This is a genomic window from Brevundimonas sp. A19_0 (genome assembly GCF_017744255.1).
Lineage (GTDB): Bacteria > Pseudomonadota > Alphaproteobacteria > Caulobacterales > Caulobacteraceae > Brevundimonas.
Genome location: NZ_JAGHQP010000001.1, coordinates 56,759 through 83,026, shown reverse-complemented (window position 1 = coordinate 83,026; position 26,268 = coordinate 56,759). Strand labels below are relative to the sequence as shown.

The 26,268-nt window shown below is 69.0% G+C and carries 25 protein-coding genes and 1 other RNA gene; 17 read left to right on the top strand and 9 right to left on the bottom strand.

Annotated elements, in window-relative coordinates:
• The first annotated feature begins 66 nt into the window (after positions 1-66).
• The 14 genes from sppA to murG all read left to right on the top strand — a co-directional run bounded on the left by sppA (position 67) and on the right by murG (position 15,074).
• Complete coding sequence (sppA, locus tag J7346_RS00415; protein ID WP_209116664.1) at positions 67-1,848, top strand: signal peptide peptidase SppA; 1,782 nt, start codon at positions 67-69, stop codon at positions 1,846-1,848.
• A gap of 118 nt (positions 1,849-1,966) precedes the next feature.
• Positions 1,967-2,314 (top strand): hypothetical protein, encoded by a 348-nt coding sequence (locus J7346_RS00410; protein ID WP_209116662.1) that lies wholly within the window; start codon positions 1,967-1,969, stop codon positions 2,312-2,314.
• A gap of 6 nt (positions 2,315-2,320) precedes the next feature.
• Positions 2,321-3,088: an N-acetylmuramoyl-L-alanine amidase gene (locus tag J7346_RS00405; protein WP_348521427.1), complete on the top strand. Its 768-nt coding sequence runs from the start codon at positions 2,321-2,323 to the stop codon at positions 3,086-3,088.
• A gap of 46 nt (positions 3,089-3,134) precedes the next feature.
• An RNA gene (gene rnpB, locus J7346_RS00400) (RNase P RNA component class A) lies at positions 3,135-3,513 on the top strand.
• Positions 3,514-3,876: 363 nt separating this feature from the next.
• The gene (locus J7346_RS00395; RefSeq protein ID WP_209116660.1) at positions 3,877-4,353 is read left to right on the top strand and encodes a division/cell wall cluster transcriptional repressor MraZ; all 477 of its coding nucleotides are present in this window, start codon (positions 3,877-3,879) and stop codon (positions 4,351-4,353) included.
• Positions 4,350-5,306, top strand: coding sequence for a 16S rRNA (cytosine(1402)-N(4))-methyltransferase RsmH (rsmH, locus tag J7346_RS00390; protein WP_209116658.1), 957 nt, complete (start codon positions 4,350-4,352; stop codon positions 5,304-5,306). Before J7346_RS00395 ends, rsmH begins: the two co-directional genes overlap by 4 nt.
• Complete coding sequence (locus J7346_RS00385; RefSeq protein WP_209116656.1) at positions 5,303-5,680, top strand: cell division protein; 378 nt, start codon at positions 5,303-5,305, stop codon at positions 5,678-5,680. Before rsmH ends, J7346_RS00385 begins: the two co-directional genes overlap by 4 nt.
• On the top strand, positions 5,677-7,434 hold the full coding sequence (locus J7346_RS00380; RefSeq protein WP_209116654.1) for a penicillin-binding protein 2: 1,758 nt from the start codon (positions 5,677-5,679) through the stop codon (positions 7,432-7,434). Before J7346_RS00385 ends, J7346_RS00380 begins: the two co-directional genes overlap by 4 nt.
• Positions 7,434-8,897 (top strand): UDP-N-acetylmuramoyl-L-alanyl-D-glutamate--2,6-diaminopimelate ligase, encoded by a 1,464-nt coding sequence (locus J7346_RS00375; RefSeq protein WP_209116652.1) that lies wholly within the window; start codon positions 7,434-7,436, stop codon positions 8,895-8,897. Before J7346_RS00380 ends, J7346_RS00375 begins: the two co-directional genes overlap by 1 nt.
• Positions 8,890-10,302, top strand: a complete 1,413-nt coding sequence (gene murF, locus J7346_RS00370) for a UDP-N-acetylmuramoyl-tripeptide--D-alanyl-D-alanine ligase (RefSeq protein ID WP_209116650.1) — start codon at positions 8,890-8,892, stop codon at positions 10,300-10,302. The genes J7346_RS00375 and murF overlap by 8 nt, the downstream gene beginning before the upstream one ends.
• A 14-nt stretch (positions 10,303-10,316) precedes the next feature.
• Positions 10,317-11,423 (top strand): phospho-N-acetylmuramoyl-pentapeptide-transferase, encoded by a 1,107-nt coding sequence (gene mraY, locus J7346_RS00365; RefSeq protein WP_209116648.1) that lies wholly within the window; start codon positions 10,317-10,319, stop codon positions 11,421-11,423.
• A 3-nt stretch (positions 11,424-11,426) separates the two neighbouring features.
• Positions 11,427-12,791 (top strand): UDP-N-acetylmuramoyl-L-alanine--D-glutamate ligase, encoded by a 1,365-nt coding sequence (gene murD / locus J7346_RS00360; RefSeq protein ID WP_209116646.1) that lies wholly within the window; start codon positions 11,427-11,429, stop codon positions 12,789-12,791.
• A complete protein-coding gene (ftsW, locus tag J7346_RS00355) occupies positions 12,788-13,975 on the top strand; it encodes a putative lipid II flippase FtsW (RefSeq protein ID WP_209116644.1) in 1,188 nt (395 codons plus the stop codon). Before murD ends, ftsW begins: the two co-directional genes overlap by 4 nt.
• A 7-nt stretch (positions 13,976-13,982) precedes the next feature.
• Positions 13,983-15,074 carry an undecaprenyldiphospho-muramoylpentapeptide beta-N-acetylglucosaminyltransferase gene (gene murG, locus J7346_RS00350; protein WP_209116642.1) on the top strand — a complete coding sequence of 364 codons (1,092 nt, stop codon included), beginning with the start codon at positions 13,983-13,985 and terminating at the stop codon, positions 15,072-15,074.
• Here murG and J7346_RS00345 read toward each other — a convergent pair.
• From J7346_RS00345 to J7346_RS00335, 3 genes are all read right to left on the bottom strand, one after another.
• Positions 15,071-15,451 (bottom strand): hypothetical protein, encoded by a 381-nt coding sequence (locus J7346_RS00345; RefSeq protein ID WP_209116641.1) that lies wholly within the window; start codon positions 15,449-15,451, stop codon positions 15,071-15,073. The two genes, murG and J7346_RS00345, sit on opposite strands and share 4 nt — an antisense overlap.
• A gap of 77 nt (positions 15,452-15,528) precedes the next feature.
• Entirely contained in the window at positions 15,529-15,915 is a 387-nt protein-coding gene (locus tag J7346_RS00340; RefSeq protein WP_209116639.1) for a hypothetical protein, read from the bottom strand.
• Positions 15,916-16,040: 125 nt separating this feature from the next.
• Complete coding sequence (locus tag J7346_RS00335; protein ID WP_245157526.1) at positions 16,041-16,508, bottom strand: hypothetical protein; 468 nt, start codon at positions 16,506-16,508, stop codon at positions 16,041-16,043.
• 41 nt (positions 16,509-16,549) lie between these two features.
• Between J7346_RS00335 and J7346_RS00330 the strand changes: the two genes are divergently transcribed.
• A complete protein-coding gene (locus tag J7346_RS00330) occupies positions 16,550-17,401 on the top strand; it encodes a WecB/TagA/CpsF family glycosyltransferase (RefSeq protein ID WP_209116637.1) in 852 nt (283 codons plus the stop codon).
• Here the strand turns inward: J7346_RS00330 and J7346_RS00325 are convergent.
• From J7346_RS00325 to J7346_RS00305, 5 genes are all read right to left on the bottom strand, one after another.
• The gene (locus tag J7346_RS00325; protein WP_209116635.1) at positions 17,367-17,975 is read right to left on the bottom strand and encodes a rhomboid family intramembrane serine protease; all 609 of its coding nucleotides are present in this window, start codon (positions 17,973-17,975) and stop codon (positions 17,367-17,369) included. The genes J7346_RS00330 and J7346_RS00325 overlap by 35 nt on opposite strands.
• Positions 17,976-18,158: 183 nt before the next feature.
• Positions 18,159-21,593: a chromosome segregation protein SMC gene (smc, locus tag J7346_RS00320; protein ID WP_209116633.1), complete on the bottom strand. Its 3,435-nt coding sequence runs from the start codon at positions 21,591-21,593 to the stop codon at positions 18,159-18,161.
• A gap of 10 nt (positions 21,594-21,603) precedes the next feature.
• Positions 21,604-22,209 (bottom strand): DsbA family protein, encoded by a 606-nt coding sequence (locus J7346_RS00315; RefSeq protein WP_209116631.1) that lies wholly within the window; start codon positions 22,207-22,209, stop codon positions 21,604-21,606.
• Between the two features lie 2 nt (positions 22,210-22,211).
• Positions 22,212-22,862, bottom strand: a complete 651-nt coding sequence (locus J7346_RS00310) for a thioredoxin domain-containing protein (protein ID WP_245157525.1) — start codon at positions 22,860-22,862, stop codon at positions 22,212-22,214.
• A gap of 108 nt (positions 22,863-22,970) precedes the next feature.
• Positions 22,971-23,534 (bottom strand): DciA family protein, encoded by a 564-nt coding sequence (locus J7346_RS00305; protein WP_209116629.1) that lies wholly within the window; start codon positions 23,532-23,534, stop codon positions 22,971-22,973.
• Between the two features lie 47 nt (positions 23,535-23,581).
• Here J7346_RS00305 and J7346_RS00300 point away from each other — a divergent pair, with 47 nt between their 5' ends.
• Positions 23,582-24,649 carry an A/G-specific adenine glycosylase gene (locus J7346_RS00300; RefSeq protein WP_209116627.1) on the top strand — a complete coding sequence of 356 codons (1,068 nt, stop codon included), beginning with the start codon at positions 23,582-23,584 and terminating at the stop codon, positions 24,647-24,649.
• A gap of 28 nt (positions 24,650-24,677) precedes the next feature.
• The gene (locus tag J7346_RS00295; RefSeq protein WP_209116625.1) at positions 24,678-25,172 is read left to right on the top strand and encodes a hypothetical protein; all 495 of its coding nucleotides are present in this window, start codon (positions 24,678-24,680) and stop codon (positions 25,170-25,172) included.
• 16 nt (positions 25,173-25,188) lie between these two features.
• Here the strand turns inward: J7346_RS00295 and J7346_RS00290 are convergent, their stop codons facing one another.
• Complete coding sequence (locus J7346_RS00290) at positions 25,189-26,265, bottom strand: site-specific DNA-methyltransferase (RefSeq protein WP_209116623.1); 1,077 nt, start codon at positions 26,263-26,265, stop codon at positions 25,189-25,191.
• Positions 26,266-26,268 lie beyond the last annotated feature (3 nt).

Sequence of the window (26,268 nt, the reverse complement as noted above, 5' to 3'; positions counted from 1 at the left end):
GTGACGGCTTCGCCACTATGGTCGATCGTCCGCCGTTCCGGGCCTCGACGGGAATAACCGACCGACATGAAGCAATTTTTCCTGACTGTGCTGGGGGTCTTCACCGGCCTGCTGCTGTTTGTGATTGTGGTGCCGATGGTGCTGATCACCATGGCGGCGGCCAGTTCGTCCGGGCCGGACGTGCCCCATAATGCAGTGCTGGAACTGGATCTGCGCGACGGGCTGAGCGATCAGCCGCCGTCCTCGCCGCTGGCGATTTTCGGTGGCGGCGGTCTGTCGGTCATGCAGGTGGTCGACACCCTGGCCCAGGCCGAGGACGACAAGAACATCAAGGTGCTGCTGGTCCGTCTGCCCGAGACCGGCATGGCGCCCGCGGCCGCCGACGAGGTGCGCCAGGCGATCCGCCGCTTCCGCGCCTCGGGCAAGCCGGTGATCGCCCACTCGCAGGGCTTCATGCCCGCCGGGGCGGTGATGTCCAGCTATATGGTCGGGGCCTCGGCGTCCGAGCTGTGGATGCAGGACACGGCCAGCTTCCAGGCCACGGGGTTCAGCGCCGAGGAGATCTTCCTGGGCCGGGCGTTCGACAAATACGGCGTCGAGCCCCAGTTCGAGCAGCGCTACGAGTACAAGAATGCGGTGAACGTCTACACCCAGAGCGATTTCACGGCCGCGCACCGCGGGGCCATGCTGGCGTGGATGGGGTCCATCTATGACACCTCGATCGTACAGGCGGCCAAGGATCGCAAGCTGACGCCCGCGGCCCTGAAGGCCAGCATCGAGGAAGGGCCCTGGACTGCCGAGGAGGCGCGCGAGCGCAATCTGGTCGACAAGGTCGGTCAGGTCGAGGAGGCCGAGGCCGAGGCGCTGAATCGTGCCGGCAAGGGCGCCCGCATCATTCCCTTCCACGAGTACAGCTCCGCCGTCGGGCCGAACAACGGCTCGGGCCGCGACGCCATTGCCGTGATCGGCGGCGAAGGGGCCATTGTGACGGGTTCGGGCGGTGGCGGTTCGCCGTTCGGCGGGGGTTCGTCCATCTATTCCGACGTCATGGCGGAAGCCATCTATGACGCCATCGAGGACAAGTCGGTGAAGGCCATTGTGCTGCGCGTGTCGTCGCCCGGCGGCTCGCCCGAGGCCTCGGACCAGATCGGGGCCGCGGTGCGCGCGGCCAAGGCGGCAGGCAAGCCGGTGGTGGTGTCCATGGGGACCTATGCGGCCTCGGGCGGCTACTGGATCAGTGCCGATGCCAGCTACATCGTGGCCCAGCCCTCGACCCTGACCGGGTCGATCGGCGTGTTCGGCGGCAAGATGGTGCTGCGTGATGCGCTGGCCCGGTTCGGCGTGGATGTGCGCGGCCTGTCGGTCGGCGGCGAATATGCCGATGCCTATGCCATTGGCGACGAGTTCACCCCGGCCCAGCGCGAGGCCTTTGCCGGAACCATGGACCGCATCTATGGCGACTTCATCACCCTGGTCGCGCGGGGCCGAAACCTGCCGCGCGAGCGGGTCGGCGAGATCGCCCGGGGCCGTGTCTGGACGGGTGCCCAGGCGCTCGAACTGGGTCTGGTCGACGAGCTGGGCGGCGTGACAGAGGCGATCGCCAAGGCGCGCGAACTGGCCGGTATCGACCCCGACGCCTCGGTCCGCATCAAGCGCTTCCCCGAGCAGCAGTCGCCATTCGAGGCCCTGGCCAATGCCTTTGGTGTGTCCGGCGAGGCCGCCCGTGCCCTGATCCTGATCGGGGGCGCGGTCGAGGATCCGCAGGCCCAGGCGGTGATGCGCCGTATCGAGGCCGACCGCATGCGCCGTGAAGGGGCCGTGGTGCTGGCCGATCGTCCGCTGGGTTGATCCACCCGGCGGTATGACGCACCCCGGGGTTGCTTGACCCGGGCGGCCTATGGACCGACATTGGGCTTCGGGCGTTAGGGGCGATGCGCTTCGTCCCCGAAGCCGACAAGGAGTGCGTATGACCTCGTCTGGACCTCGCTTTGACAGTCTCGGAGCCGCCACGGCGCGCATCGACGGAGGGCGCGGCGGGCTGTTCCGGCCGCTGCTCTGGCTGGGAGGTCTGATCGCAGCCGGCTGTGCCATGGCCGTCGGCGCGCTTCTCGCCGTGTTCACCGCCATCGCCGTGGCCGTCATTGCCGTGGTCGCGGGGGTGGTGATGTTCCTGATGGGTATGTCCAGCCGCGCGCGCCGCTCCATGGGTGGGCAGAAGGGCCGTCGCCGCACGGACGGGGACGACACCGTCATCGAGGCGCACAAGGTGGACGGCACCTGGGTCGCCTATGGCTGGGAACGGTCAGGCCGGTAGGCGGCGGTGACGCTGGAACTGCGGGCCGCGCCCTCTCCCAATTTCGACGCCCGCCGGGCCCCGCCCGACATGCTGGTGCTCCACTATACGGGCATGCAGACGGCCGAGGAGGCCATTGCACGGCTGCGCGACGCCGAGGCGCGGGTGTCCGCCCACTATGTCGTCGACGAGGACGGCACCCTCTATGCCCTGGTGCCCGAGGAGCGTCGCGCCTGGCACGCGGGCAAGGGCAGCTGGCAGGGGGAGGCCGACTGCAATGCCGCCTCGATCGGGATCGAGATCGTCAATCCCGGGCACGAGTGGGGCTATCGCGACTTTCCCGAGGCGCAGGTGGATGCGGTGATCGCCCTGATCGCCGACATCCGCAGCCGCTGGACCATCCCCGACAGCCGCATCATCGGCCATTCCGACCTGGCGCCTGACCGCAAGGAGGATCCGGGCGAGCGCTTTCCGTGGAAACGTCTGGCAGGCGAGGGCCACGGGTTGTGGTTCGAGCCGGCGCCGGAGCGGGTGGCGGCTCTGGGTGCGCCGCTCAGGGTCGGGGACACGGGACTGGGCGTCACCGTGCTGAGCGCGGGCCTGCACCGGCTGGGCTATGGCATCGCGCCGAGGGCCGAATACGACGAGGACCTGCGTCTTTCGGTGGCCGCGTTCCAGCGGCACTGGCGGCAGGACCGCGTGGACGGCGAGGCCGATGGCGAAACGCGTGCGCGCCTGGTCGGCCTGTTGCAACTGGCCAGCGCCGAGAGCCGGACGGGCGTGCTGCCCTCCTAGGCCCCTCCGATTGACGCGGCTCGTGACAGGGCGCATCTGTCGGTCGCCAGACGGTCGGACGGTCGCGGCGGGGTTTCGGCCCCGGCGAGGAAAGTCCGGGCTCCACGGTGAAAAGGCGGCGGGTAACGCCCGCCCGGGGTGACCCGAGGGACAGTGCCACAGAAAGCAAACCTCCGGTCTTTCGAGGCCGGGAAGGGTGAAAGGGTGGGGTAAGAGCCCACCGCGTCGACGGCAACGGAGACGGCACGGTAAACCCCGCCTGGAGCAAGACCGAATAGGGATGTCGCGCGCGGCTTGCCGTGCGGGGGTCACCGCCCCAGACGTCCGGGTTGGTTGCTGGAGCCGGTCGGCAACGATCGGCCTAGAGGAATGATCGTCACCGCCTCCGGGCGGTACAGAACCCGGCTTACAGACCGTCTGGCATTTTTATTGGAGAGCCTATCGCTCGCCGCGCGGCGGCTCGCTGCTTGAGGCAGCGTCTTCCTTGCCTACCGCTCGCGCCGCGGGCGCTCGCTGCTTGAGGCCGAGCGCCCGTTAACCCTTTGAGCGCAAAGGTGGCGCACACTGTGTCCACAGGCTGTTAATACTTGGCATGTTCGCTGTATGTTCTCATTGTTGCAGTCGAGATGACAGTTCTGGACCGTCCTTATGGTTAAGGATCGTCAACTAATCCCATTGAGACCCATTTCATCCCATGCTATCCCAGTCGAATGATTTGGGGTGTCTGACGTCGGCTGGGCGTCGCGTTGTAAGCCAAGGGGCGGGCCTCACGGGTCCGAGTGGACGGGGTGTTTCTCTCGACGGTCGAGAAACAATTGGACGCGAAGCGGCGGCTGCTGATCCCGCAGGACTTCCGCACCTCCGAAAACGGGGCCGAGCACGCCATCTTCGTCTTTCCGTCGATCGAGGCTGACTGTCTCGAGGCCGGCGGGGACCCCCTGTTCGCCACCTATGTCGAAATGATCCGCTCCCTGCCGTTCGGGTCCGAGCAGCGCTCGGCGCTGGAGTGGCAGGTGCTGGGCGAACAGACCCGGCTGACCTTTGACGGCGGCGGGCGCGTAACCTTGCCGGAAAGCCTGATCCAGGATGCCGGTCTGGGCGAGACGGTGGTGATCGTGGGGCTGGGCGACCGCTTCCAGATCTGGAACCGCGAGGCCTGGGTGGCGCGCCGGGCCGAGCGCCGACAGCTGGCGCGCGCGGGCATTGCCGAACTGGGCGCGCTGCGGCTGGCGGCCCAGCTGAAGGTCGAGGGGGCGGGCTCATGACCGACACCGGTCGGCCGCACATTCCCGTCCTGCTGGATGCCGTGATCGAAGCGGTGCGCCCGGCGCCCGGTCAGCGGGTGGTGGATGCCACCTTCGGCGCCGGCGGCTATTCGCGTGCCTTTCTGGAGGCGGGCGCCGAGGTGATCGCGCTGGATCGCGACCCGACGGTCGAGCCCCATGCCGAGGCTCTGAGGCAAGCATTTCCGGACCGGTTCCGCCTGATCCGCTCGGCCTTCTCGGAGCTGGCCGATGTGCTGGACGGTGAGGCGCGGGTCGATGCGGTCGTGTTCGACATAGGCGTGTCGTCGATGCAGCTGGACCAGGCCGAGCGCGGCTTTTCCTTCATGAAGGACGGCCCGCTGGACATGCGCATGTCGCGCGAAGGCCAGAGCGCGGCCGATATCGTCAACAGCTGGGACCACGGTCCGCTGGCGCATATCTTCAAACTGTACGGCGACGAGCGCCAATCTGGCCGGATCGCCACGGCCATCCTGCGCCGCCGGGTCGAGCGCCCGTTCGAGCGGACCCTGGATCTGGCCGAAGTGGTCGAGGCGGCGCTGGGCGGACGGCGCGGGGCGCCCACCCATCCGGCCACACGGGTGTTCCAGGCCCTGCGCATCGCCGTGAATGACGAGCTGGGCGAACTGGCCCGGGGGCTGGAAGGCGCCGAGGCGGTGCTGCCGGAAGGCGGGCGGCTGGCGGTGGTGACCTTCCACTCTCTGGAAGACCGGATGGTCAAGAGCTTCCTGACCGAGCGCACGGGCAACGCGCCCGGCGGGTCGCGCCACGCCCCGCAGAAGGTCGAGCCCCGGGTGCCGAGCTTCACCCTGCAGTTCAAGGGGTCGGTCGACGCCGGAGAGGCAGAGCTGGCCGCCAATCCGCGCGCCCGCTCGGCCCGGCTGCGGGCCGCCGTGCGGACAGCAGCTCCCGCCTGGGGGAGGCTGGCCGCATGACGATGGTCCGCCGTCTGTTCGACTGGAAGGTGCGCGGTGTTCGCTGGGTCGAGATCTTCGGCCTGCTGTGCGTCGCGGCCATGCTGCTGTCGGTCTATCTGACCAAGGCGTCGGCGGCGCGCGAGACCTCGCGCATAGCCCAGCTGGAGCGCGAGATCGACCAGTCCTCGCTCCGGGTTCGCATGCTGCGGGCCGAGGTGGCGCGCCTCGAGAGCCCGGCGCGACTGGAGGCCCTGTCCCGTCAGGCCGGTCTGGCCCCCATCGGCGAGGATGCGCCCGAGGCGCCAGTCGCGGCACCGGCCGGCGAGGATGTCACGCCTGTACCGGCGGAGGCCGACGCGGCACCGGCGGATGTGGCGGAGGGTGCGCAATGAGCGTCCAGCACCATCCCTCGTCGATGCGGCGGCCGTCCGCGCGTCGCCCGCTCAAGGATCTGGAAAGCCGGGCGCGGCGCCTGTCGCCCTCGTGGCGCTGGCTGGCGGAGGCGGTGTGGTGGATCGAGCACGGCTTCGAGCGTGCCCGCGCCGACGCCCGGCCCGAGGAAGACAGCCGGGTCCGCATCTTTCTGGTGATGGCCGTTTTCGGCGTGGTGTTCAGCGGTCTGGCGCTGAGGGCCGGCTATGCGGCCCTGCTGCAACCCGTGGACGCAGGCTATGCCGGCGTGGCCTCGGACCGCAGTCGGGCGGACCTGACCGATCGAAATGGTCGGCTGCTGGCCACCGACGTCATCTTCTACGCCATGTTCATCGACCCCTCGCAGGTCTGGGACCGCGATGTGGCCTTCCGCGAAATCCGGCGCGCCATGCCCGAGCTGGATGCCGACCGGCTGAAGGGCGCGCTGTGGGGCGACCGTCAGGTGATCGTCGCCAGCGGCCTGACCCCGCAGGAGCGGGCGAAGGTGCACGACCTGGGCCTGGGCGGGGTGACCTTCTCGATGGAGGATGGCCGCGTCTATCCGCTGGAGGGCGGTCAGGCCCGGCACCTGATCGGCGCGACCGACACGGGCGGGCAGGGCATCTCCGGCGTCGAGCTGGCCTTTGACAAGGAACTGCGGGCCGATGGCGCGGCGGGTGAACCGTTCGCCCTGTCGATCGACCTGCGCATCCAGGGCGTGGTCGAAAGCGAGCTGGCCACGGCCATGGCCGAGACCCAGGCCAAGGCCGGGGTGGCGATCGTCACCAATGTCCAGACGGGCGAGGTGCTGGCCATGGCCAGCTGGCCCGACAGCGGCTCGCGCAATCTGGCGACCTCGGGCCACTATGAAATGGGCTCGGTGTTCAAGAGCTTCACGGTCGCGGCCGGGCTGGACACCGGCGCGGCGGACATGGCGACCCTGTTCGACGCCTCCGAGCCCTTCATGATCGGCAATCGCCGGATCACGGACTTCCACGCCCAGAACCGGGTGATGACGCTGGAAGAGGTCTATCTGCACTCGTCCAACATCGGCACCTCGCGCCTCGCGGTGCAGATGGGCCCCGATGTGATGAAGGACTATTTCGGGCGGCTGGGCCTGCTGGAGCGGGCGCCGATCGAGCTGGTGGAATCGGCCGCGCCGCGGGTGCCGCGCGACTGGTCGCCCTCGACGCTGGCGTCGTTGTCGTTCGGCTATGGCATCATGGTGACGCCGGTGCAGGTGATCACGGCGGTGGGCGCGCTCAGCAACGGCGGGCGCTATGTGCCGCTCAGCCTGCGCAAGGGCGGCGCAGGGGTTGATCCGAAACAGGTCGTCAGCCCCCAGACCAGTGTGAACATGCTGGACCTGATGCGGCGCAATGTGGTGCGCGGTTCGGGCGGTCGGGCCAATGCGGCGGGCCTGCGCGTCGGCGGCAAGACCGGCTCGGCCAACAAATGGACCGGCAGCCGCTATGACCCGGCGGTCGCGGTCGGCACCTTCATCGGCGTGTTCCCCAGCGATGGGCCGCTGGATGCGCCGCGCTATGCCATTCTGGTGCTGGTCGATGAGCCGGGCAGCTATCCGCGCACCGGCGGCTTCGTCGCCGCGCCGGCCGTCGGACGGATCGCCGAACGGATCGCGCCCTTCGTCGGTGTGAAGCGCGCGGACGATGCCTGGCAGCTGGCCGACGGACGCCCCAATCCGACGCTCAAGGACATGGAGGCCTCGCTGTGATGCAGGGCCAGCGTCTGTCCGATCTTCTCAAGCGGGACGTGCCCGCCGACCCGGTCATCACCGGTGTGACCGCCGACAGCCGCAAGGTGGATGCCGGCAGCCTGTTCGTCGCCCTGCCGGGCACGGCCCAGGACGGCCGCGCCTTCATCCCCCAGGCCCTGGCGCGGGGCGCCGCTGCCGTGCTGGCCCCCTCCGACACGCCCGCCGGTGCAGCACCGGTGCTGGTGACCGCAGGCGACGTGCGCCGCGCCTATGCGCTGGCCGCGCGGGGCTTCTACGGGGCCCAGCCGCGCACCTGCGTCGCCGTGACGGGCACCAATGGCAAGACGTCGGTCGCCACCTTCTGCCGCCAGATCTGGGCGCACATGGGTCTGGTCTCGGCCAGTATGGGCACCCTCGGCGCGACCGTGCAGCGCAAGGGCGAGCTGACCGCCCTGACCGGCCCCGGCCTGACCAGCCCCGATGCGGCCGAGGCGGCGCGCCTGCTGGCCGACATGGCGGCGGGCGGGGTCACCCATCTGGCGCTGGAAGCCTCGTCTCACGGGATCGACCAGCGGCGCCTGGACGGCGTGGCGCTGAAGGCCGCGGCCTTTACCAACCTGACGCAGGACCATCTGGATTATCATGGTGACATGGACGCCTATCGGTCGGCCAAGCTGCGACTGTTCGAGACCCTGTTGCCGCGCGGCCGGACGGCGGTGCTGAACGCCGACTCCGACGCCTATTCGCGCTTTGCCGCAGCCGGGATCATGTCGGGCCTGAACATCATGGGCGTGGGCCAGCGGGGTCGCGACCTGACCCTGACGGGGCGCGAGGCCCTGCCGGAGGGTCAGCGGCTGATGCTCGACTATCGCGGCGAGAGCCATGAGGTGCTGCTGCCGCTGGCGGGCGCCTTCCAGGCCTCGAACGTTTTGGTGGCCGCAGGCCTGTGCATCGCGGGGGGCGCGGCCATCGGCGATGTGCTGGCGGCGCTGGAGAAGATCGAGGGCGCGCGGGGCCGGCTGGAGCGGGTGCAGGGCGGCCGTTCCTGGGGCCGGGCCGAGGTCTATGTCGATTACGCCCATACGCCCGATGGTCTGCAGACCGTGCTGCAGTCGCTTCGCCCCCATACGCGCGGGCGGCTGATCGTCGTGTTCGGGGCCGGCGGGGACCGGGATCGGGCCAAGCGCCCCCTGATGGGCCAGGTGGCCGCCGAGCTGGCGGATGTCGCCATCGTCACGGATGACAATCCGCGCTCCGAAGATCCGGCGACGATCCGGGCCGAGGTCCGCAACGGCTGTCCGGATGCCGAGGAGATCGGGGACCGTCGGATGGCTATCCAGTCGGCCATCGAGCGCGCAGAAGACGGGGATGTGGTGCTGATCGCCGGAAAGGGGCATGAGCAGGGTCAGATCGTCGGGGCGACCGTGCACCCGTTCGACGATGTGACCGTCGCCAGTGAGGCCCTGAGCGTTCATGCCTGAAACCCCTACTGCGCCGCTCTGGACGGCAGACGAGATTGCCCGGGCGACCGGGGGCCGGCTGAGGGGTGAGACCTTCGTCGTCGACGGCGTCGCCTTCGACAGCCGCGAGATCGAACCCGGCAAGCTGTTCGTGGCGCTGAAGGGCGTGCGGGACGGCCATGAGTTCGCGAGAGGGGCCTTTGAGGCCGGCGCGGCCGGAGCCCTGGTCGAGCGGCCGGTGGAGGGCGGGCCGTTCGTCGAGGTGGGCGACACGCTGAGGGCGCTTGAGGCTCTGGGCGAGACGGCACGGGTGAGGGCCCCGGCCCGGCGCGCTGCGGTGACCGGCAGTGTCGGCAAGACCAGCGTGACCCAGGCGATCAAGGCCGGCCTTGATCTGGCCGGCCGGGCCCACGCCTCGGTCAAGAGCTACAACAACCATATCGGCGTGCCGCTGACGCTGGCGCGCATGCCACGCGACACCGAGCGGGCGGTGTTCGAGATCGGCATGAATGCGCCGGGCGAGATCGGCCCCCTGTCGAAGATGGTCCGGCCGCACGTGGCCTGCGTGACCACGGTCGGCCCTGTGCACATCGAGGCCTTCGCCGACGGCGAGGCCGGGGTGGCGCGCGAGAAGGCGGCGATCTTCGAGGGTCTGGAGCCCGGGGGCATCGCCGTCATCAACGGGGACAATCCGTGGACGCGGCTGCTGGCCGATGTCGCACGTGAGCAAGGCGCCGAGGTGCGACTGTTCGGAAGCGCCGCCGACCATGGAGCGCGGTTGCTGGACTTCCAGCCGGACGCCGAGGGGGCGACGGTCTCGGCCGTGGTCGAGGAGCAGGCGCTGGACTTCCGGCTGCGCCAGTCGGGCTATCACTGGGGCCTGAACAGCCTGGCGGTGCTGACGGTGCTGCGGGCCATGGAGGTGTCGCTGGACACCGCGCTCACGGCGCTGGCCGGGTTCGCGCCGCTGGCGGGCCGGGGACAGGTGCGCCAGATCCGCAGGGCCGGGGGCGAGGCCTTCACCCTGATCGACGAGAGCTATAACGCCAATCCGCTGTCGATGACGGCGGGATTCCGCAGCCTGGGGGCCCGGACCCTCCCGCAGGGCGGACGGCGCGTGGTCTTCCTGACCGACATGCTGGAGCTGGGCGACCAGGCCGAAGCCATGCATGCGGGACTGGCCGGGCCGCTGGCGGATGGCGGCATCGATGTGGTCCACACGGCCGGACCGATGATGCGCCACCTGCACGAGGCGCTGCCCGCAGGCCGGCGCGGCGAGTGGCGCGAGACGGCCACCGCCATGGCCGGAGACGTCGACGCCCTGGTGCGTGACGGCGACCTGGTCATGGTCAAGGGATCGAACGGCTCGCGCGCCGGACTGATTGCGGCGGCGCTGGCTGCCCTGAATTCTGACGATGGGGCTTAAGGAGGCCGTCTGAGGTGTTTTACCTGCTCTATCTCTACTATGCGGACGTCGCCCAGGATTATCCGCTGCTGAATCTGGTGCAGTACCAGACCGTGCGCGTGGCGCTGGCGCTGGCGACCGCCATGATCGTGGCCGTGGCCATGGGCAGCCGTTTCATCGCCTGGATGCGCAAGAAGCAGGGCAAGGGCCAGCCGATCCGCGACGATGGCCCGGTCTCGCACCTGTCAAAGGTCGGCACCCCGACCATGGGCGGCCTGATGATCCTGACCGGCATTGCCGTGGCGGTGCTGATGTGGGGGGATCTGACCAATCCCTACATCTGGATCGTGTCGGGCGTGACGCTGGCGTTCGCGGTGCTGGGCTTCGTCGATGACTATTCCAAGGTGACCAAGCAGAGCTCGGCCGGCCTGACCTCGAAACAGAAGCTGGTCGCCCAGACGGTCGTCGCCGTGATCGCGGGCGTGCTGACCGTGCTGTGGATGACGCCCTCGACCTCGGCGGGGCTCGAGACCTCGGTCGCCTTCCCCTTCTTCAAGGATGTGCTGCTGAACATCGGCTGGTTCTATGTGGCGTTCGCGGCCTTCACCATCGTCGGCTTTTCCAATGCGGTGAACCTGACCGACGGGCTGGACGGCCTGGCCATCGTGCCGGTCATGATGGCCTCGGCCGCGTTCGGCATGATTGCCTATCTGGCCGGGAACTTTGCCTTCTCAGAGTATCTGCAGATCCACCATGTGCCGGGCGCCGGTGAGCTGTCGGTGTTCCTCGCGGCCATCATCGGCGGGGGCACGGGGTTCCTGTGGTACAACGCCCCGCCCGCGAAGATCTTCATGGGCGACACCGGCTCGCTGGCGCTGGGCGGGGCGCTGGGCGCCGTCGCCGTGACCACCAAGCACGAGCTGGTGCTGGGCATCGTCGGCGGCCTGTTCGTGCTGGAAGCCCTGTCGGTCATGATCCAGGTGGGATATTTCAAGGCTACCGGAAAGCGCGTCTTCCTGATGGCGCCGATTCACCACCATTTCGAGAAGATGGGCTGGCCCGAGTCGACCGTGGTGATCCGGTTCTGGATCGTGTCGGCCATGCTGGCGCTGGCGGGTCTGGCGACCCTGAAACTGAGATAGACGATGATCCCGGTTCCCGGTTTCGAGGGCAGGCGGGTCGCGGTCTTCGGCCTTGGACGGTCGGGACTGACGGCGGCGCGCGCCCTCAAGGCCGGGGGCGCTGAGCCGGTGCTGTGGGATGACGGCATTTCCAGCCGCATGCAGGCCGGGGCCGAGGGATTTGTCGTCGAGGACCTGACGACCGCCGACTGGTCGGGCTTTGCCGCCCTGGTGCTGTCGCCGGGTGTGCCCCTGACCCATCCGGTTCCGCACTGGTCCGTCGATAAGGCGAAGGAGGCCGGGATTGAGATCGTCGGCGATCTGGAGCTGTTCGCGCGGGCGCTGGCGGCGCTGGCCGAGGGCGAGCGGCCGCAGGTGGTGGCGATCACGGGGACCAATGGCAAGTCGACGACCACGGCCCTGACCGCCTGGGTCCTCAAGCAGGCCGGGATGACGGTGCACATGGGCGGCAACATCGGCATCGGCGTGCTGGCCCTGCCAAAGCCGACGCCGGGGGCGGTCTATGTGATCGAGTGCTCGTCCTACCAGCTGGACCTGACCACCACCTTCGCGCCCGATGTGGCGATCCTGACCAACATCAGCCCGGACCATCTGGACCGGCACGGCGGCATGGAGGGCTATGTCGCGGCCAAGGCGCGGATATTCGCGAACCTTGGCGCAGGGCAGGTCGCGCTGGTCGGCGTTGACGAGCGCTGGGGCCGGACGGTTGCCGCCGGGCTCAAGGACGCGATCATGGTGGGCGCCGAAGGGGCCTATCTGCCGCGCAGCCACGGCGTCGATACGCTGGACGGGCCGGTGGACCTGTCCGGTGCCGCCTCCCTCGCCGGGCGCCACAATGCGCAGAACGCCGCCTTTGCCCATGCCGCCGCGCGCGCGCTGGGCGTGGCGCATGAGGGGGCCGTCGAGGGCCTGCTGTCCTTCCCCGGACTGGCGCACCGGATGGAGCCGGTCGGGCGGATCGGGCGTGTGCGCTTCATCAATGACTCCAAGGCCACCAATGCCGATGCGACGCGGCAGGCGCTGGCAGCGTATGACCGGGTGTTCTGGATCGCCGGGGGGCGGGCCAAGGCCGGCGGGATCGACGACCTGACGGAGCTGTTCCCGCGTGTGGTCGAAGCCTTCCTGATCGGCGAGGCGGCCGGGCCGTTCGCGGCGGCCCTGGCCGAGGTGCCCCACCGGATCAGCGGCGACATGGCCAGCGCCGTCCAGCAGGCGTTCGAGGCCGCGTCCGCGACCGGCCGCGAGGAGGTGGTGCTGCTGAGCCCCGCTGCCGCCAGTTTCGACCAGTTTCCCGACTTCGAGGTACGGGGAGAGGCGTTCCGCGCCGCCGCCCTGTCGCTTGGCGCCCAGCCCGAGGTGGCCGCATGACCCAGACCTATGTTCCGCCCTTTTCCCGGAGCGACCAGAGCCTGCTGGCCAAGTGGTTCTGGACGGTGGATCGCGGGCTGGTGCTGGCGGCACTGGGCCTGATGGCCATCGGCATCGCCCTGTCGTTCGCCTCGAGCCCGGCCGCCATCATGGCGGATGAGCGGCTGTCCAACCCGTTCCACTATTCGATCCGTATGATCGTGTTCGCCTCGGTCGGACTGGTGGCCATGCTGGGCACGTCGCTGCTGTCGCCGCGCGGGGTCAGGCGGGTTGCTGTCTTCACCCTGATTGCGGCCCTGCTGGTCATGGCGGTGCTGCCCATACTGGGCAATGAGGCCAAGGGCGCCACGCGATGGATCCTGATCGGCCCGTTCAGCTTCCAGCCGTCCGAGTTCGCCAAGCCGACCCTGATCGTGCTGGCCGCCTGGATGTTCGCCGAGGGCCAGAAGGGGCAGGGCGTGCCCGGCGTCTCGATCGCATTCAGCTTCTATGTAGTGACCGTCGGCCTGTTGCTGATCCAGCCCGACATCGGCCAGACCCTGTTGATCACCACGACCTTCATGGCCGTCTTCTTCATGGCCGGGGTGCCGCTGAAGTGGATGGCGGTGCTGGGCGGGCTTGTGATGTCCGGCATCTTCTCGCTGTACTTCCTGTTCGATCACGTGCGCGAGCGCGTGGCGAAATTCCTGGCACCGGGGCAGGAGGACACCCACCAGATCGACCGCGCCTCCGAGGCCATCCGTGCCGGGGGCCTGTTCGGACGCGGGGTCGGCGAGGGGGTGATGAAGCGCCACGTGCCGGACCTGCACACGGACTTCATCTATTCCGTCGGCGCGGAGGAGTTTGGCCTGATCCTGTCGCTGTTGATGATCGGCCTCTATGCCTTCATCGTGGTGCGCGGCCTGTCGCGGGCCATGCGCCTGAACGATCCGTTCGAGCAGACGGCCGCCGCCGGCCTGTTCATGCTGATCGGCCTGCAGGCGGCGATCAATGTGGCAGTGAACCTGAACCTGATCCCGACCAAGGGGATGACCCTGCCCTTTATCAGCTATGGCGGCTCGTCGATGATGGCCATGGGCCTGACGATGGGGCTGGCGCTGGCCTTGACCCGCAGGCGAGCGGGCGCCTACGAGCCGGGGACCGGGCGTCGCCCGGCTCCGCAGCTGGGCCGCATACTGTCGTAGGACCGCCATGACCAAAACCTGTGTCGTCGCTGCCGGGGGAACCGGCGGACACCTGTTTCCCGCCCAGGCGCTGGCCGAGGAGATGGCCCGCAGGGGATGGCGGATCGTGCTGGCGACCGACCGGCGCGGTCAGGCCTTTGCCGAACATTTCCCGGCCGACGAACGGCTGGCGCTCGACTCCGCGACCGGAAGCGGGCCGGTGGGCCTGTTGAAGGCAGGGGTCAAGATCGCGGCGGGCGTCCTGCAGGCGCGCAGGGCCTTTCGCCGGCTGGACGCCTCGGTGGTCGTCGGCTTCGGCGGCTATCCGTCGGCGCCGTCGCTGCTGGCCGCCATGAGCATGGGCTTGCCGACCCTGATCCACGAGCAGAATGCGGTGCTGGGACGAACCAACCGCCTGCTGGCCAAGCGGGTCGGGATGGTCGCCTCGGCCTTTCCGACGCTCGGGCGCCTGCCTGAGAGCCTGAAGGACCGGCTGGAGGTGGTCGGCAACCCGGTTCGCCCGCCGATCGCCGCCCTGGAAGACAAGCCCTATGAGGCTCCGGGTGCGCGGGGGGCGATCCACCTGCTCGTGACGGGGGGCAGCCAGGGCGCGCGAATCCTGTCGGACACGGTCCCGCGCGCGATTGCGGCACTGCCGGACAAGCTGCGCAGGCGACTGGTTGTGGTGCAACAGGCCCGGCCGGAGTTCATCGATGCCGCGCGCGACACCTATGCCGCAGCCGGGGTCAAGGCCGAGGTGGCGCCCTTCTTCGGCGACATGGCCGCGCGGCTGGGCAAGGCGCATCTGGCGATCGGCCGGGCCGGCGCCTCGACCTGTACGGAACTGGCCGTCGTGGGCCTGCCGTCCATTCTGGTGCCGCTCAAGATCGCGACCGATGACCACCAGCGCTTCAATGCCCGGGGTCTGGTCGAGGCCGGGGGCGCGGTGCTGATCCTCGAGGACGACCTCACCGTGGATGGTCTGGCTGCTACGCTGGAAGGCATTCTGGGTGAGTCCGGCCGTCTGGCGAAGATGGCAGAGGGCGCTCGCTCTGCGGCCCTGCCCGAAGCGGCGGCGCGTCTGGCCGACCTGGTCGAGGCGCAGGCCGCGCATACCTAGTCCAGGGGTTCGCTGACTTCGGCTGCAGCCACGCAGGCCTGTTCCAACTCGAACCACTGGTTGAGCATGGTAGTGCGCGCTTCCGCTGTCTCCTGCTGGGCCAGGGTCGCGGTCAGCCTGTCTGCCGCATTGGCCGAGCGCGAAATCACGGCCTCACGGTCCAGACCGGCGGGTGCGCCAAGGGCTTCGCCCCGGTCGAGGAAAACGACGACCAGTTGCTCGTAGAGCTCGACCCCGTCCAGTTCAGCGATTTCGGGCTGGCGCGAATGGGCGAAGAACACACCTGCGCAGAAGGTGGCCACATCCAGCGTCAATGGCTCCGGATCCTGAACCGGAGCGAGGGCGAGCGACAGGGTGAGGGCAGTGGCGAAAAGCATGGTCGGGACCTTCGGGTCTGAAACGGGATCAGGCCCCGGCGAAGACCGGGGCCTGACGGCCGGTCGATCGGGGTGGCTTATTCTTCCTCAAGCACCGCCGTGAGGCAGCGGTCCAGGCCGGGTCCCCAGTTGTAGACGACGTTCTGCTTGGCGCTCATCGAGGACTGGGCGTCCATCTGGGCCATAATCTCAACCGCCTGGCCGACGGCGGCCTCGATAACCTGATCTTCCGACAGGCCATTGGCCGCCGGCAGGGCCTGGGCGCGGTTCAGCATGACGCCGGTCGCGGCTTCGAGGGCGCTGACATCGTCCGGATCCGACTGGATTTTTGAGAAGGCGAAGAACATCGCCGAGCAGGTCAGATGCTGGTCATAGTTCAGCGGGGCGCTCTGCGCCGAGGCGGTACCGGCAGCCAGCATGACGAGGGCAGCAACGCCTCCAGCGAGGGTGATCTTGGTGGACATGGAATGCTCCTGTTGCGTGAACCCGTGGTACCGCAAAATATTGTCAGGCCCCCCTGACTGTTCCTGACCATGACGAAACAGGCACGTGTTGAACAGGGGCGGGTGATCACGAGTCCGCCAGCGCGCTAGAGCAGCATCTGACGACGCCCTTCGGCCACCGCGTCTTCCACCGAGGTGAAGACCGGCGTGTCCGGCGCCTCTGTGGCACATGCCAGGCCGAGCACTTCGGCGGCGTCTCCCCCGGGCGACGCAGGGAAGGCCGGCTGGGGGTCCGCGACGACCGGACCCTCAATGCCGCCTTCGAGGATCGAGGCAAAATCCAGTCTATCGGCAGTCCGCTCCGCGCAGTCGAACATCCACCACGACCATCCGCCCCAATAGGGTTGGCCCTCCACCTGAAAGCCCGGTTCGGCGACCTGAAGCGTGCGGATGCGGACCTGCTGGTCCGTCGCTTCGCGGGTGGAGAGGTCGACGAAGACGGCGAACCGCCCCACGCCGCTCATCACCAGGTGCGGCTCGCGTGACTGGGCCAGGGTCGGTTCCGCGACAAGGCCGGCCGCCAGGGCCAGAAGGGCAGATTTCGTTAACCGCATCCGATCACCTCGTTTTCAGAAGGCCGCCCTAAAGTGCCGCCATGTTCGACGATCAGCTCGGGATGTCCGACGTGGTTGCGCTGCCGGACCGGCGGCGGCGGGCTCGTGTACCCCATCGTCTGAGCCGCCGCGAGGGCGAACGCATCCGCCTGCTGGGTCAGGTGATGGACAAGGTGCGGCCCGAGGAGGTCATGCATCAGCTGACGGCCTGGGTCGAGGCCGGCGAGAAGGCGGTCATCGCCAACCACAATCTTCACAGCCTGCATCTGATCCGCAACGAGCCGCGTGTCGCGGATTTCTTTGCCCGGGCCGATCTGGTGCAGATCGACTCGACGCCGTTGATCGCCTTTGGGCGGCTGGTTGGACGAGGCACGCGGCGCAAGCATCGCTCGACCTATCTGGACTGGCGCGAACATTTCTGGGCGCTTGCTGATCGCAAGGGCTGGCGCGTCATGTTCATCGGAGGCGCGGACGGGGTGGCCGATCTGGCCGCCGAGCGCCTGCGCAGCCGGCATCGGAATGTCGCACTGGCGGTGCACTCGGGCTATTTCGACGCGGCGCCGGGCTCACCGGACAATCAGGCGCTGCTAGGCAAGGTGGAGGCGTTTGCGCCCCAGGTGCTGATGGTCGGCATGGGGATGCCCCGTCAGGAAATCTGGATCGCCGACCATCTGGATGCCTTGCCGGATTGCGTGGTGCTGAACGTCGGGGCCGCCTTTGACTATGAGGCGGGGGTGCAGAAGGCCGCACCGCGCTGGATGGGCAAGCTCGGCCTGGAGTGGCTGTACCGGCTTGCGGTCGACCCCCGGCGCCTGTTCCACCGCTACTGCGTGGAGCCCTGGCACCTGATCGGCCCGATCATGGATGATCTGAGGTCGGCGCGGCGGCGGTGAGACCAACGCCGGCTTCCTGCATCAGGTATGGCATCAGGAACAGTCCGGCGAGGAAGCCGCCCAGATGAGCCTCCCACGCGAGGCCGATCCCGCCGCCTGTCGTCCGGGTGAGCACAAACAGAAGCCCGACTATCGCAAGGTTGCTGACGACCGCGCCCCGCACGGCCAGGCCCACCTGCCTCGACCATAGAGGTACCGGCTCCGGCTCCGGCCCCACGCGCGATGCTGCGCCCCACAGGCCGAAAATGGCTCCCGAAGCCCCGAGCATGGGGATGTCACTGGTCGGATGGAAGGCCAGGAACAGGATGGCGCCCGCCAGGCCCGCGCCGAAGTAGAGCAAGGAGTAGCGAGACCAGGCCGGCCAGCCCTTTCCGAATCTCGAATAGACAACCGGGCTGAGAGCGAGAAGGCCCGCCAGATTGAACCAGAGGTGGGAAAGGTTCAGATGAGCGAACATGTGGGACAGGAGCCGGTAAAACTGCCCCTCCGCCAGCAGGGGGCCGGTCAAGGCCCATCGGACCGGGCCGCCTGTGAACAGTGCGTAGACAAAGGCCGCGATGATCAGGCCGGTCATCGTCAGGCCGGGACCGCTGTGATCCAGAGCGAGATCTTTCCAGGTGCGCAGGCTGAAGGGCGAGCTGCCGGTGCCGACCCTGCCGCTGGAGGCGCGCTGAAGGGCCGTCTGTTTCTGCCGGGGCGGGAGCCGCTCAGTCGCTATTCGCGAAATCTGCCCGCCGTACAACCGATTGGCAAGCCGCTAGGCTACCAGTTTCTCGGCCTGTTTCAGGTCGACGCTGACCAGCTGGGACACACCGCGCTCGGGCATGGTGACGCCGTACAGTCGGTCCATGCGGCTCATGGTCACCGGATTGTGGGTGATGACGATGAAGCGGGTGTCGGTGCGGTTCCGCATCTCGTTCAGCATGCGACAGAAGCGATCGACGTTGGCGTCGTCCAGCGGCGCGTCGACCTCATCCAGCACACAGACCGGAGCCGGGTTGGCGAGGAAGACGGCAAAGATCAGGGCGGCGGCCGTCAGGGCCTGCTCGCCACCGGACATCAGGCTCATGACGGCCAGCCGTTTGCCGGGCGGGCAGGCGAAGATTTCGAGGCCAGCCTCCAGCGGATCGTCGCTCTCGACCAGTTTCAGCTCGGCCTGACCGCCATCGAACAGGGCCTCGAACAGGGCCTTGAAGTTGTCGTTGATGATGTCGAAGGCGGCCAGCAGGCGCTCGCGGCCCTCGGCGTTCAATTCGTCGATGCCGTCGCGAAGCCGGGCGATGGCGCCGGTCAGGTCGGCCCGCTCGGTGCGCATGGCGTCCAGCCGCTCGGTGTATTCGCCGGCCTCTTCCTCGGCGCGCAGATTGACGGCGCCGAGGTGCTCCCGCTCGCGCTCCAGCCCGGCCAGCAGGCTTTCGGCCCCGGCCACATCGGCGGGCCGGGCAACCGCGTCCTCGGACAGCTTGGCTTCAAGCGCCTCGGGCGTCATTTGCGCCGCTTCGCGCAGGCGGTTCACGGCGAGATCGAGGGCGTCTTCTGTGGCGCGGGCGCGCTCGACCAGACCGGCCCGGGCCTCGCGCGCCTGGGACGCTGCGGACTCGGCGGCCCGCGAGGCCCGGTCGGCGTCGCCCGCGCGGGTCTCGGCCTCGGCGAGGGCGTCTGAGGCCGCCTTCTTGCGGGTTTCGGCGGCGGTCAGGGCATCGAACAGGGTGTTGCGCTTGTCGACGAACTGGTCCGGGGCCTGGGCGGCGGACTGGAGCTGATCGGCGGTGGTGGCCTGTGCGGCCTCAAGAGCGGACACGCGAGCGCGGGCTTCCTTGCCCCGGGTGGACCAGGCGTTCCGCTCGCGGGTCAGGGTGTCGAGCTGGCGGGCCCGGCCCTCGACGGCACGGGCCTCGGCATCGCGATCCAGACGGGCCTGGGCGGCAGCGGCGCGTGCGGCCTCGGCTGCCTCGCGGGCTATGGTCACGCCCTGCTCCAGCTCGGCGACGGACGCGGGCGCCTCGGTTTCGGCCAGGGCGTCGAGTGCCGTCCGGGCGGCGGCAAGGTCTTCGTCCAGCCGGGCGAGGGTTTCATCGAGCGACTGGGCGCGGGCTTCCTGACGCGCCGCCTCGCGGGCCAGGGCCTCAACCCGGTCCCGAGCGGTGGTGACGGTGCGGTCGAGGGTGATGGGGGCCTGTCGGGCGGATTTGACAGCCTCGTCGGCAGCGCGGAGGCGATCGGTCAGATCCTTGAGTTCGACCTGGGCCGCGTCGAGCGCCGGGCGGCCCTGATCGATCTCGGTCTCGACCTCCGACAGGCGGGTGCGTTGCTCCAGCCGGACGGCGGCGGGACGAGGCGCCTCGGCGCGCACAACCAGACCGTCCCAGCGATAGAGGTCGCCCCTCGCCGTCACCAGACGGGCGCCGACCGGCAGCTTGCGCGGCAGGCGGCCGGCATCCTCGTCCGACACCACGCCGCACCAGGCGAGGCGGGCGGCCAGAAGGTCAGGGGCCGTGACGTGCTCCGACAGGGGAATGACGCCGTCCGGCCACGTCGGCGCCGGGACGTCGGCCCCGGCCCAGTGGGCGGTGGCGGCCGGGTCAAGGGCAGCATCCAGATCCTCGCCCAGCGCCGCCGCCAGCGCCGCTTCGTAGCCGCGGTCCGCCTGAACGGAATCGAGGGCCGGGGCGTGGTCCCGGCGGGCGCGGGCCAGCAACTGGGCCAGACCCCGCGCCTCGGTCTGCAGGCGGCCCAAACGGTCCTCGAGCGTGCGGGCGGTCGTGCGGGCTTCCTGTTCCGCGCGGGCCAGATCGCCCCGTTCGGCCTCGGCCTGCTCCACGGCGTCGCGGGCGGCTTCCAGATCAGCCTGGGCTCTCGTGAGGGCGGCGTCGGCCTCGGCACGGGCGTCTGCATCGACGGAGCGGAGGGCCTCGCGTTCAGCGGCCGTCTGGCGGCGTGAGGCCTCCAGCCGGTCGAGCCGGGACTGCGCGTCCTGCCGCCGGGCGGCCTCGGCGCGGGCGCGGGCCTGAACGGCGGCCAGTTCCGACGTGAGTCGCTCGACCTCGGCCTCGGCCGTCCGGCGGGCGGCGTCGGCGTCCTCGAAGGCCTTGTCGAGCTCGGGTCCGCGCGTGGGGGCGGCCTCAATCTCCGCCGCGAGCGTCGCCACGGCGTCAGACAGGCGCGCCAGCTCGGCGTCCGCATCGCCCGCCATTTCGGTCTCGCGGGCCAGATCAGCGGCGATACGCTCGGCTTCGCGGGTCAGGCGGTCGACCTCGGCGCGGGCGGCCTGCTCGGCCATGTCGAGACGGTCGCGTTCGAGGGTCGCCCGGTGCAGGACGGCGCCGGCGACGGCATCTTCCTCGCGCGCCGGCTTGAGCCCTTCCTGGGCCTTTAGCGACTCGGTGCGGGCCTGAGTGGCTGCCAGTTCGGTGCGGCCGACCTCGGCCTCGGCCTCACGCAGGGCCGTCACCGCCTCGTCCCGGGCCGTGACCGCTTCTTTCCAGCGTGCCAGCAGCACGGCGGACTGCAGGGCCCGGATTTCGGCGGAGATCTTGCGGTACTTTTCGGCCTGACGGGCTTCGCGCTTCAGACGGGTGAGGGCGGTCTCCAGCTCCTTGCCGATATCGTCCAGCCGGTCGAGGTTGGTCTCGGCGGCCTTGAGGCGCAGCTCGGCCTCGTGCCGGCGGGTGTGCAGGCCCGACACGCCCCCGGCCTCTTCCAGAATACGGCGGCGGTTCTGGGGCTTGGCGGCGATCAGTTCGCTGATCTGACCCTGACGGACCAGGGCGGGCGAGTTGGCGCCGGTCGAGGCATCGGCGAACAGCAGCTGGACGTCGCGGGCCCGCACCTCCTTGCCGTTGATGCGATAGGTCGACCCCTGGCCCCGGTCGATGCGGCGAGAGACCTCAAGAACCGCCGAGTCCGTGAAGGGCTGGGGCGCGCGCCGCTGGGTGTTGTCGATGCTGAGCGAAACCTCGGCATGGCTGCGCGGGGGCCGGTCGGCGGCGCCGGCAAAGATGACGTCATCCATGCCCTGGCCGCGCATGGCCTTGGCCGAATTGGCGCCCATCACCCAGCGCAGGGACTCCAGCACATTCGACTTGCCGCAGCCGTTCGGGCCGACGATGCCGGTCAGGCCCGGCGCAATGTGGACTTCCGTCGGATCGACGAAGGATTTGAAGCCGACCAGTCTGAGCCGCTGGAAATGCATGGGTCCGGGATCAGTGCCCCGCCAGCAGCGGGTCGATGACGGCGGCCAGACCTTCCAGTGTGGGATTCTCGACGCGAACCCCGTTGACGAAGAAGGTCGGCGTGCCGGTCACGCCAGCCGCCTCTGCAGCGTCGAGGTCCGCCTTCAGGGCCGCTTCGGTGGCCGGGTCCTCGACGCAGGCAATGACCTCCTGAGGAGAGCGCCCACCCTGGTCGATGGCGTTCAGGAACCAGCCGGCTGGCCAGCGCATCAGGCGGGCCGCGCCCTGCTGTGCGAACAGGGTTTCGATGACCGGAAAAGCCTGCTCCGAAGCGACGCAGCGCGACACCTTGGCCGCAACGAACGACGGCTCGGCCGGCGGCGTGGGCAGATCCCGATAGACCAGCCGCACCTTGCCGGTATCGACATAGGCCGCCTTGAACGCCGGCAGGACGTCAACGGCCCAGTGGGCGCAGTGCGGGCAGGTGAAGGAGGCGTATTCGATTACGGTCACCGGCGCATCAGCCCGACCCAGCACCCGCTCGCCCGCCACGACAGGGGGGACGGATGCCACCTGGGCGACCGCCGGCGTGGCCATCGCAACAAGGGCTGCGCCGATCAGGGCAACGAGGCGCATGGCTATTTGGCCAGTTCGGCGTCGACGGCGGCCGAGAGGCCTTCCATCGAACTGTCGGGCACGCGGTTGCCATTGACGAAGAAGGTCGGGGTGCCGGTCACGCCTTCGGCCCGACCCGCCTGGATGCGCCCTTCGAGCGCGGCGAGGGCGTCCTGGTCGGTAACGCAGGCGCGGTATTCATCCTCGCTCAGGCCGACCGACGTGGCGATGCGACTGAGGGTCGTCGCAGGCGAGACGCCCTGCTGCCACTCGCGCTGGCTGGCCATGATTTCTTCCACGACCTGGAAATAGCGATCCTCGCCCGCGCAGCGCGCCAGCAGGAAGCCGGCCGCGGCCACGTCGGCCGGCGGGGTCGGGAATTCACGGAAGATGAAACGCACCTTGTTGGTGTCGACGTATTTGGCCTTGAACTCGGGCCAGGTGGTTTCCTGCCACAGGGCGCAGTGTCCGCAGGTGACCGAGGCGTATTCCACGACGGTGACCTTGGCGCCTTCGGGAGCGCCCTTGGCCATGTCGCCCTGGGCCGCCTGGCCTCCGCCTTCGTTGCCGCACGCCGCGAGTGCGCCCATGGCAGCAAGGGCCGCACCCGTCAGGGCGGCGCGGCGGCTCATGGCGCCGAAGCGGAAACGGGCGGTGTTGCGGCCGGTGGACATGATCGATCCTCTTGACGGTCAGGGCGCACGGGGCGCGTCAGATACGGTGAGTCCTTGGCTAGGACCCCGCCCAGTCTTTGTCGAGACGCCTTGCGGCAAAGTTTTGTCCTAGGGCCGGCCGTCGCGGCGGGTGAGGACACTGCGTCCCAGACGTTCAAGCGCAGCCGCAAGGGGCGGCGGGGCCTTGGCGACCGAGTTCCGGAGCGCGGCCTCGTCGGCGGCTCCGAGCACCGGAGGGGGCGCGGCCTTCGGTGCAGGCGTGCGGGAGGCGCGCGGTCCGATCGGGCCCTGGGCGATCCGAAGCCGGGCGACCGCGCCCTGGCCCAGGAACAGGTTGACGCGCTCCAGAATGTCTTCCGACTGGTGCTGGACCAGCAGGGCTGCCGGACCGGCGACGCGCAGCTCCAGCGTCGCCCCGGCGGACTGGCCGTCCGGGCCCTTGCGCGGGCGGGTCAGTTTCTGGGGGCGGGTGACGGCGGCGAGCCGGTCGCCGACGATCTCGGTCCAGCGGGCCTCCAGGGCCTCGGCCCCGCGGCCATAGCGGTCGTCGAGCGAGCGGATCAGCTTTTCCAGCGCCCGCCCGACGCGCGGCGCGGAGCGGGGCAGGGGACGCGTCTTTCGCCGGGCCAGAATGGCGCGAGTCTCGTCTTCCGTCGGTAGAGGTCGTCTCATATGACCCTCTATACTCCTCTACGACCGGGGCTCCTATGCTGGAGAGCATGACCCCCGCCGATTCCAGACGACTGGCCTCGATCCGCAACGCGCTGGCAGACTGGTATGCGTCCGATGCGCGGCGCCTGCCGTGGCGGATGCCGCCGGGCTCTGCCACGCGGGCGGATCCCTATCGGGTCTGGCTGTCGGAAGTGATGTTGCAGCAGACCACCGTCCCCCACGCCACCCCCTATTTCGAGGCCTTCACGCGACGCTGGCCGACGGTCGAGGCGCTGGCGGGAGAGGCCGACGAGGCGGTGATGGCAGCCTGGGCGGGGCTGGGATACTACGCCCGCGCCCGCAACCTGCTGGCCTGCGCGCGGGCTGTGGCGGAGCGTCACGGCGGGGTGTTCCCGGACACGGAAGAGGGCCTGCGCGCCCTGCCGGGCCTCGGCGCCTATACGGCGGCGGCGATCGCGGCGATCGCCTTTGGCCGCCGGGCGGTCGTGGTCGACGGCAATGTCGAGCGCGTGATAGCGCGGCTGTTCACCGTAGAGACGCCGCTACCGAAGGCGCGCGCGGAACTGCGGGCGCTGGCCGACGCCCTTACGCCGGAGCCGGCGGAATGCGATCCCGGCGATTGGGCCCAAGCCCTGATGGATCTGGGGTCGCGCATCTGTCGGCCCCGGTCTCCGCTGTGCGGAGACTGCCCACTGGCGGACGAGTGTCAGGCTCGCGCCAGCGGCGACCCCGAAGCCTGGCCGAGGAAACTGGCGAAGGCGAAGAAGCCGCGACGCGAAGGCGTGGTCTGGGCTCTGTTCGACGGCGAGGGTCGGGTCGGTCTGGTCAAGCGGCCGGACAGGGGCCTGCTCGGCGGGATGCTGGGCCTGCCGACCTCTGGCTGGGATGCCGGGGAGGGTAGCGGGCCTCCCATCGCGGCCGACTGGCGGAACGTGGGCACGGTCCGCCACGTCTTCACCCATTTCGAGCTGGAGCTGACGGTGATGCGGGCAATCGGCGCCAGTGACACGCTGATCTGGCACGACGATGAGCAAGCCATACACGCCTTGCCCACGGTCTTTAAAAAATCATTGTTACGCGCTCGATTTGATGATCAGACTTCGCGGATTGGTTGAGTTCAACCCTGAACCGTGGAGGTGACAGATGCTGTGGTGGAAAGTGGCATTGAGTGTGGCTGTGAGCGCGTCGATGGCGGGATGCTCAAGCCTTGTGTTCTCTGATGGCTACAGGGCCGACGGGGTCACCTTCTACGATCCCGTCCCTGCGCTGGTGCTCACCTGTGACAAGGACAAGGCTGTCCAGGTGAACGTTACCTCCATTCCAGGAAGGGTCCGGTCTGTGCGACCGCAAAGTGGCATCGTCGGCGGCAAGCTGTCGGTGAGCTTTTCCAACGGGATGGTGACGACCTTCAATCAGGAACCCCAGAGCCTCGGCAATGATATGCTGACGACGCTCCTAGAGGTTGCGGGCCTGGGGGTCACGAGCAATGCAAGAACACCAGGCGTGTGCCCCCTGGATGCACCAGCGATGGTTTTCTTGCTGCGTTACGACTCCAGGGGTGTCGTGGAGGGCCTGGACAGAATGACTATTCCCCTCGACGCCTGGGCCAGGGGGACTCCCGGCCGCAGGGATCAGTAGGGCAGGCGCAGCAGGTCTACATCCCCGCGCGAATTTCGGCGCGCAGGGTGTCGATCGACTTGAAGCCCTGATCGGTCTTGAAGCGCCAGTAGGTCCAGCCGTTGCAGGCCGGGGCGTTTTCCATCAGGGCACCCAGCTTGTGGATCGAGCCGGTCAGGTCGCCGTGGACCAGTGAGCCGTCGGCGCGCACCCGGGCCTCGCGCGAACCGTCCGGGGCGTAGAGCCGGTCTCCGGGTCGGAGCAGGCCGGCCTCGACCAGGGCGCCGAAGGGCACACGCGGTTCGGACCGCTTGGAGCCCATGACGGCCAGATCCTCGGGGTTGGCGGGCACGACGGCGGCGAGGCGCTGTTCGGCCAGACGGATATAAGCGTCTTCGCGCTCGATGCCGATGTAGTGGCGGCCGAGACGCTTGGCGGCGGCGCCCGTGGTGCCCGTGCCGAAGAAGGGATCCAGCACCACGGCACCGGGTTTGGTCGAAGCCAGAAGCACACGGTGCAGCAGGGCCTCGGGCTTTTGCGTGGGGTGGGCCTTCTTGCCGTCGGCGTCCTTGATCCGCTCCTCGCCCGTACACAGGGCGAAGGTCCAGTCAGAGCGCATCTGGGTGTCTTCGTTGAAGGCCTTCAGGGCGTCGTAGTTGAAAGTGTAGCGCTTCTGGTCCTGGCTGCGGGCGGCCCAGATCAGGGTTTCGTGGGCATTGGTAAACCGCGTGCCCTTGAAGTTCGGCATGGGGTTGGACTTGCGCCAGATGATGTCGTTCAGCACCCAGAAGCCCAAGTCCTGGATGGCGGTGCCGAGGCGGAAGACATTGTGATAGCTGCCGATCACCCAGATCGAGCCCTCGGGCTTCAGCACCCGGCGGCACTCGGCCATCCAGGCACGGGTGAAGGCGTCATAGGCGGCAAAGCTGTCGAACTTGTCCCAGTCGTCGTCGACCGCATCGACGCGCGAATTGTCCGGCCGCAGCAGGTCGCCGCCCAGCTGGAGATTATAGGGCGGATCGGCGAACACCAGATCGACCGAGGCGTCGGGCAGGGACCTGAGCACCTGGATGCAGTCGCCCCTCAGGATGACGTCGGTCTGGATGTCGGACATGAA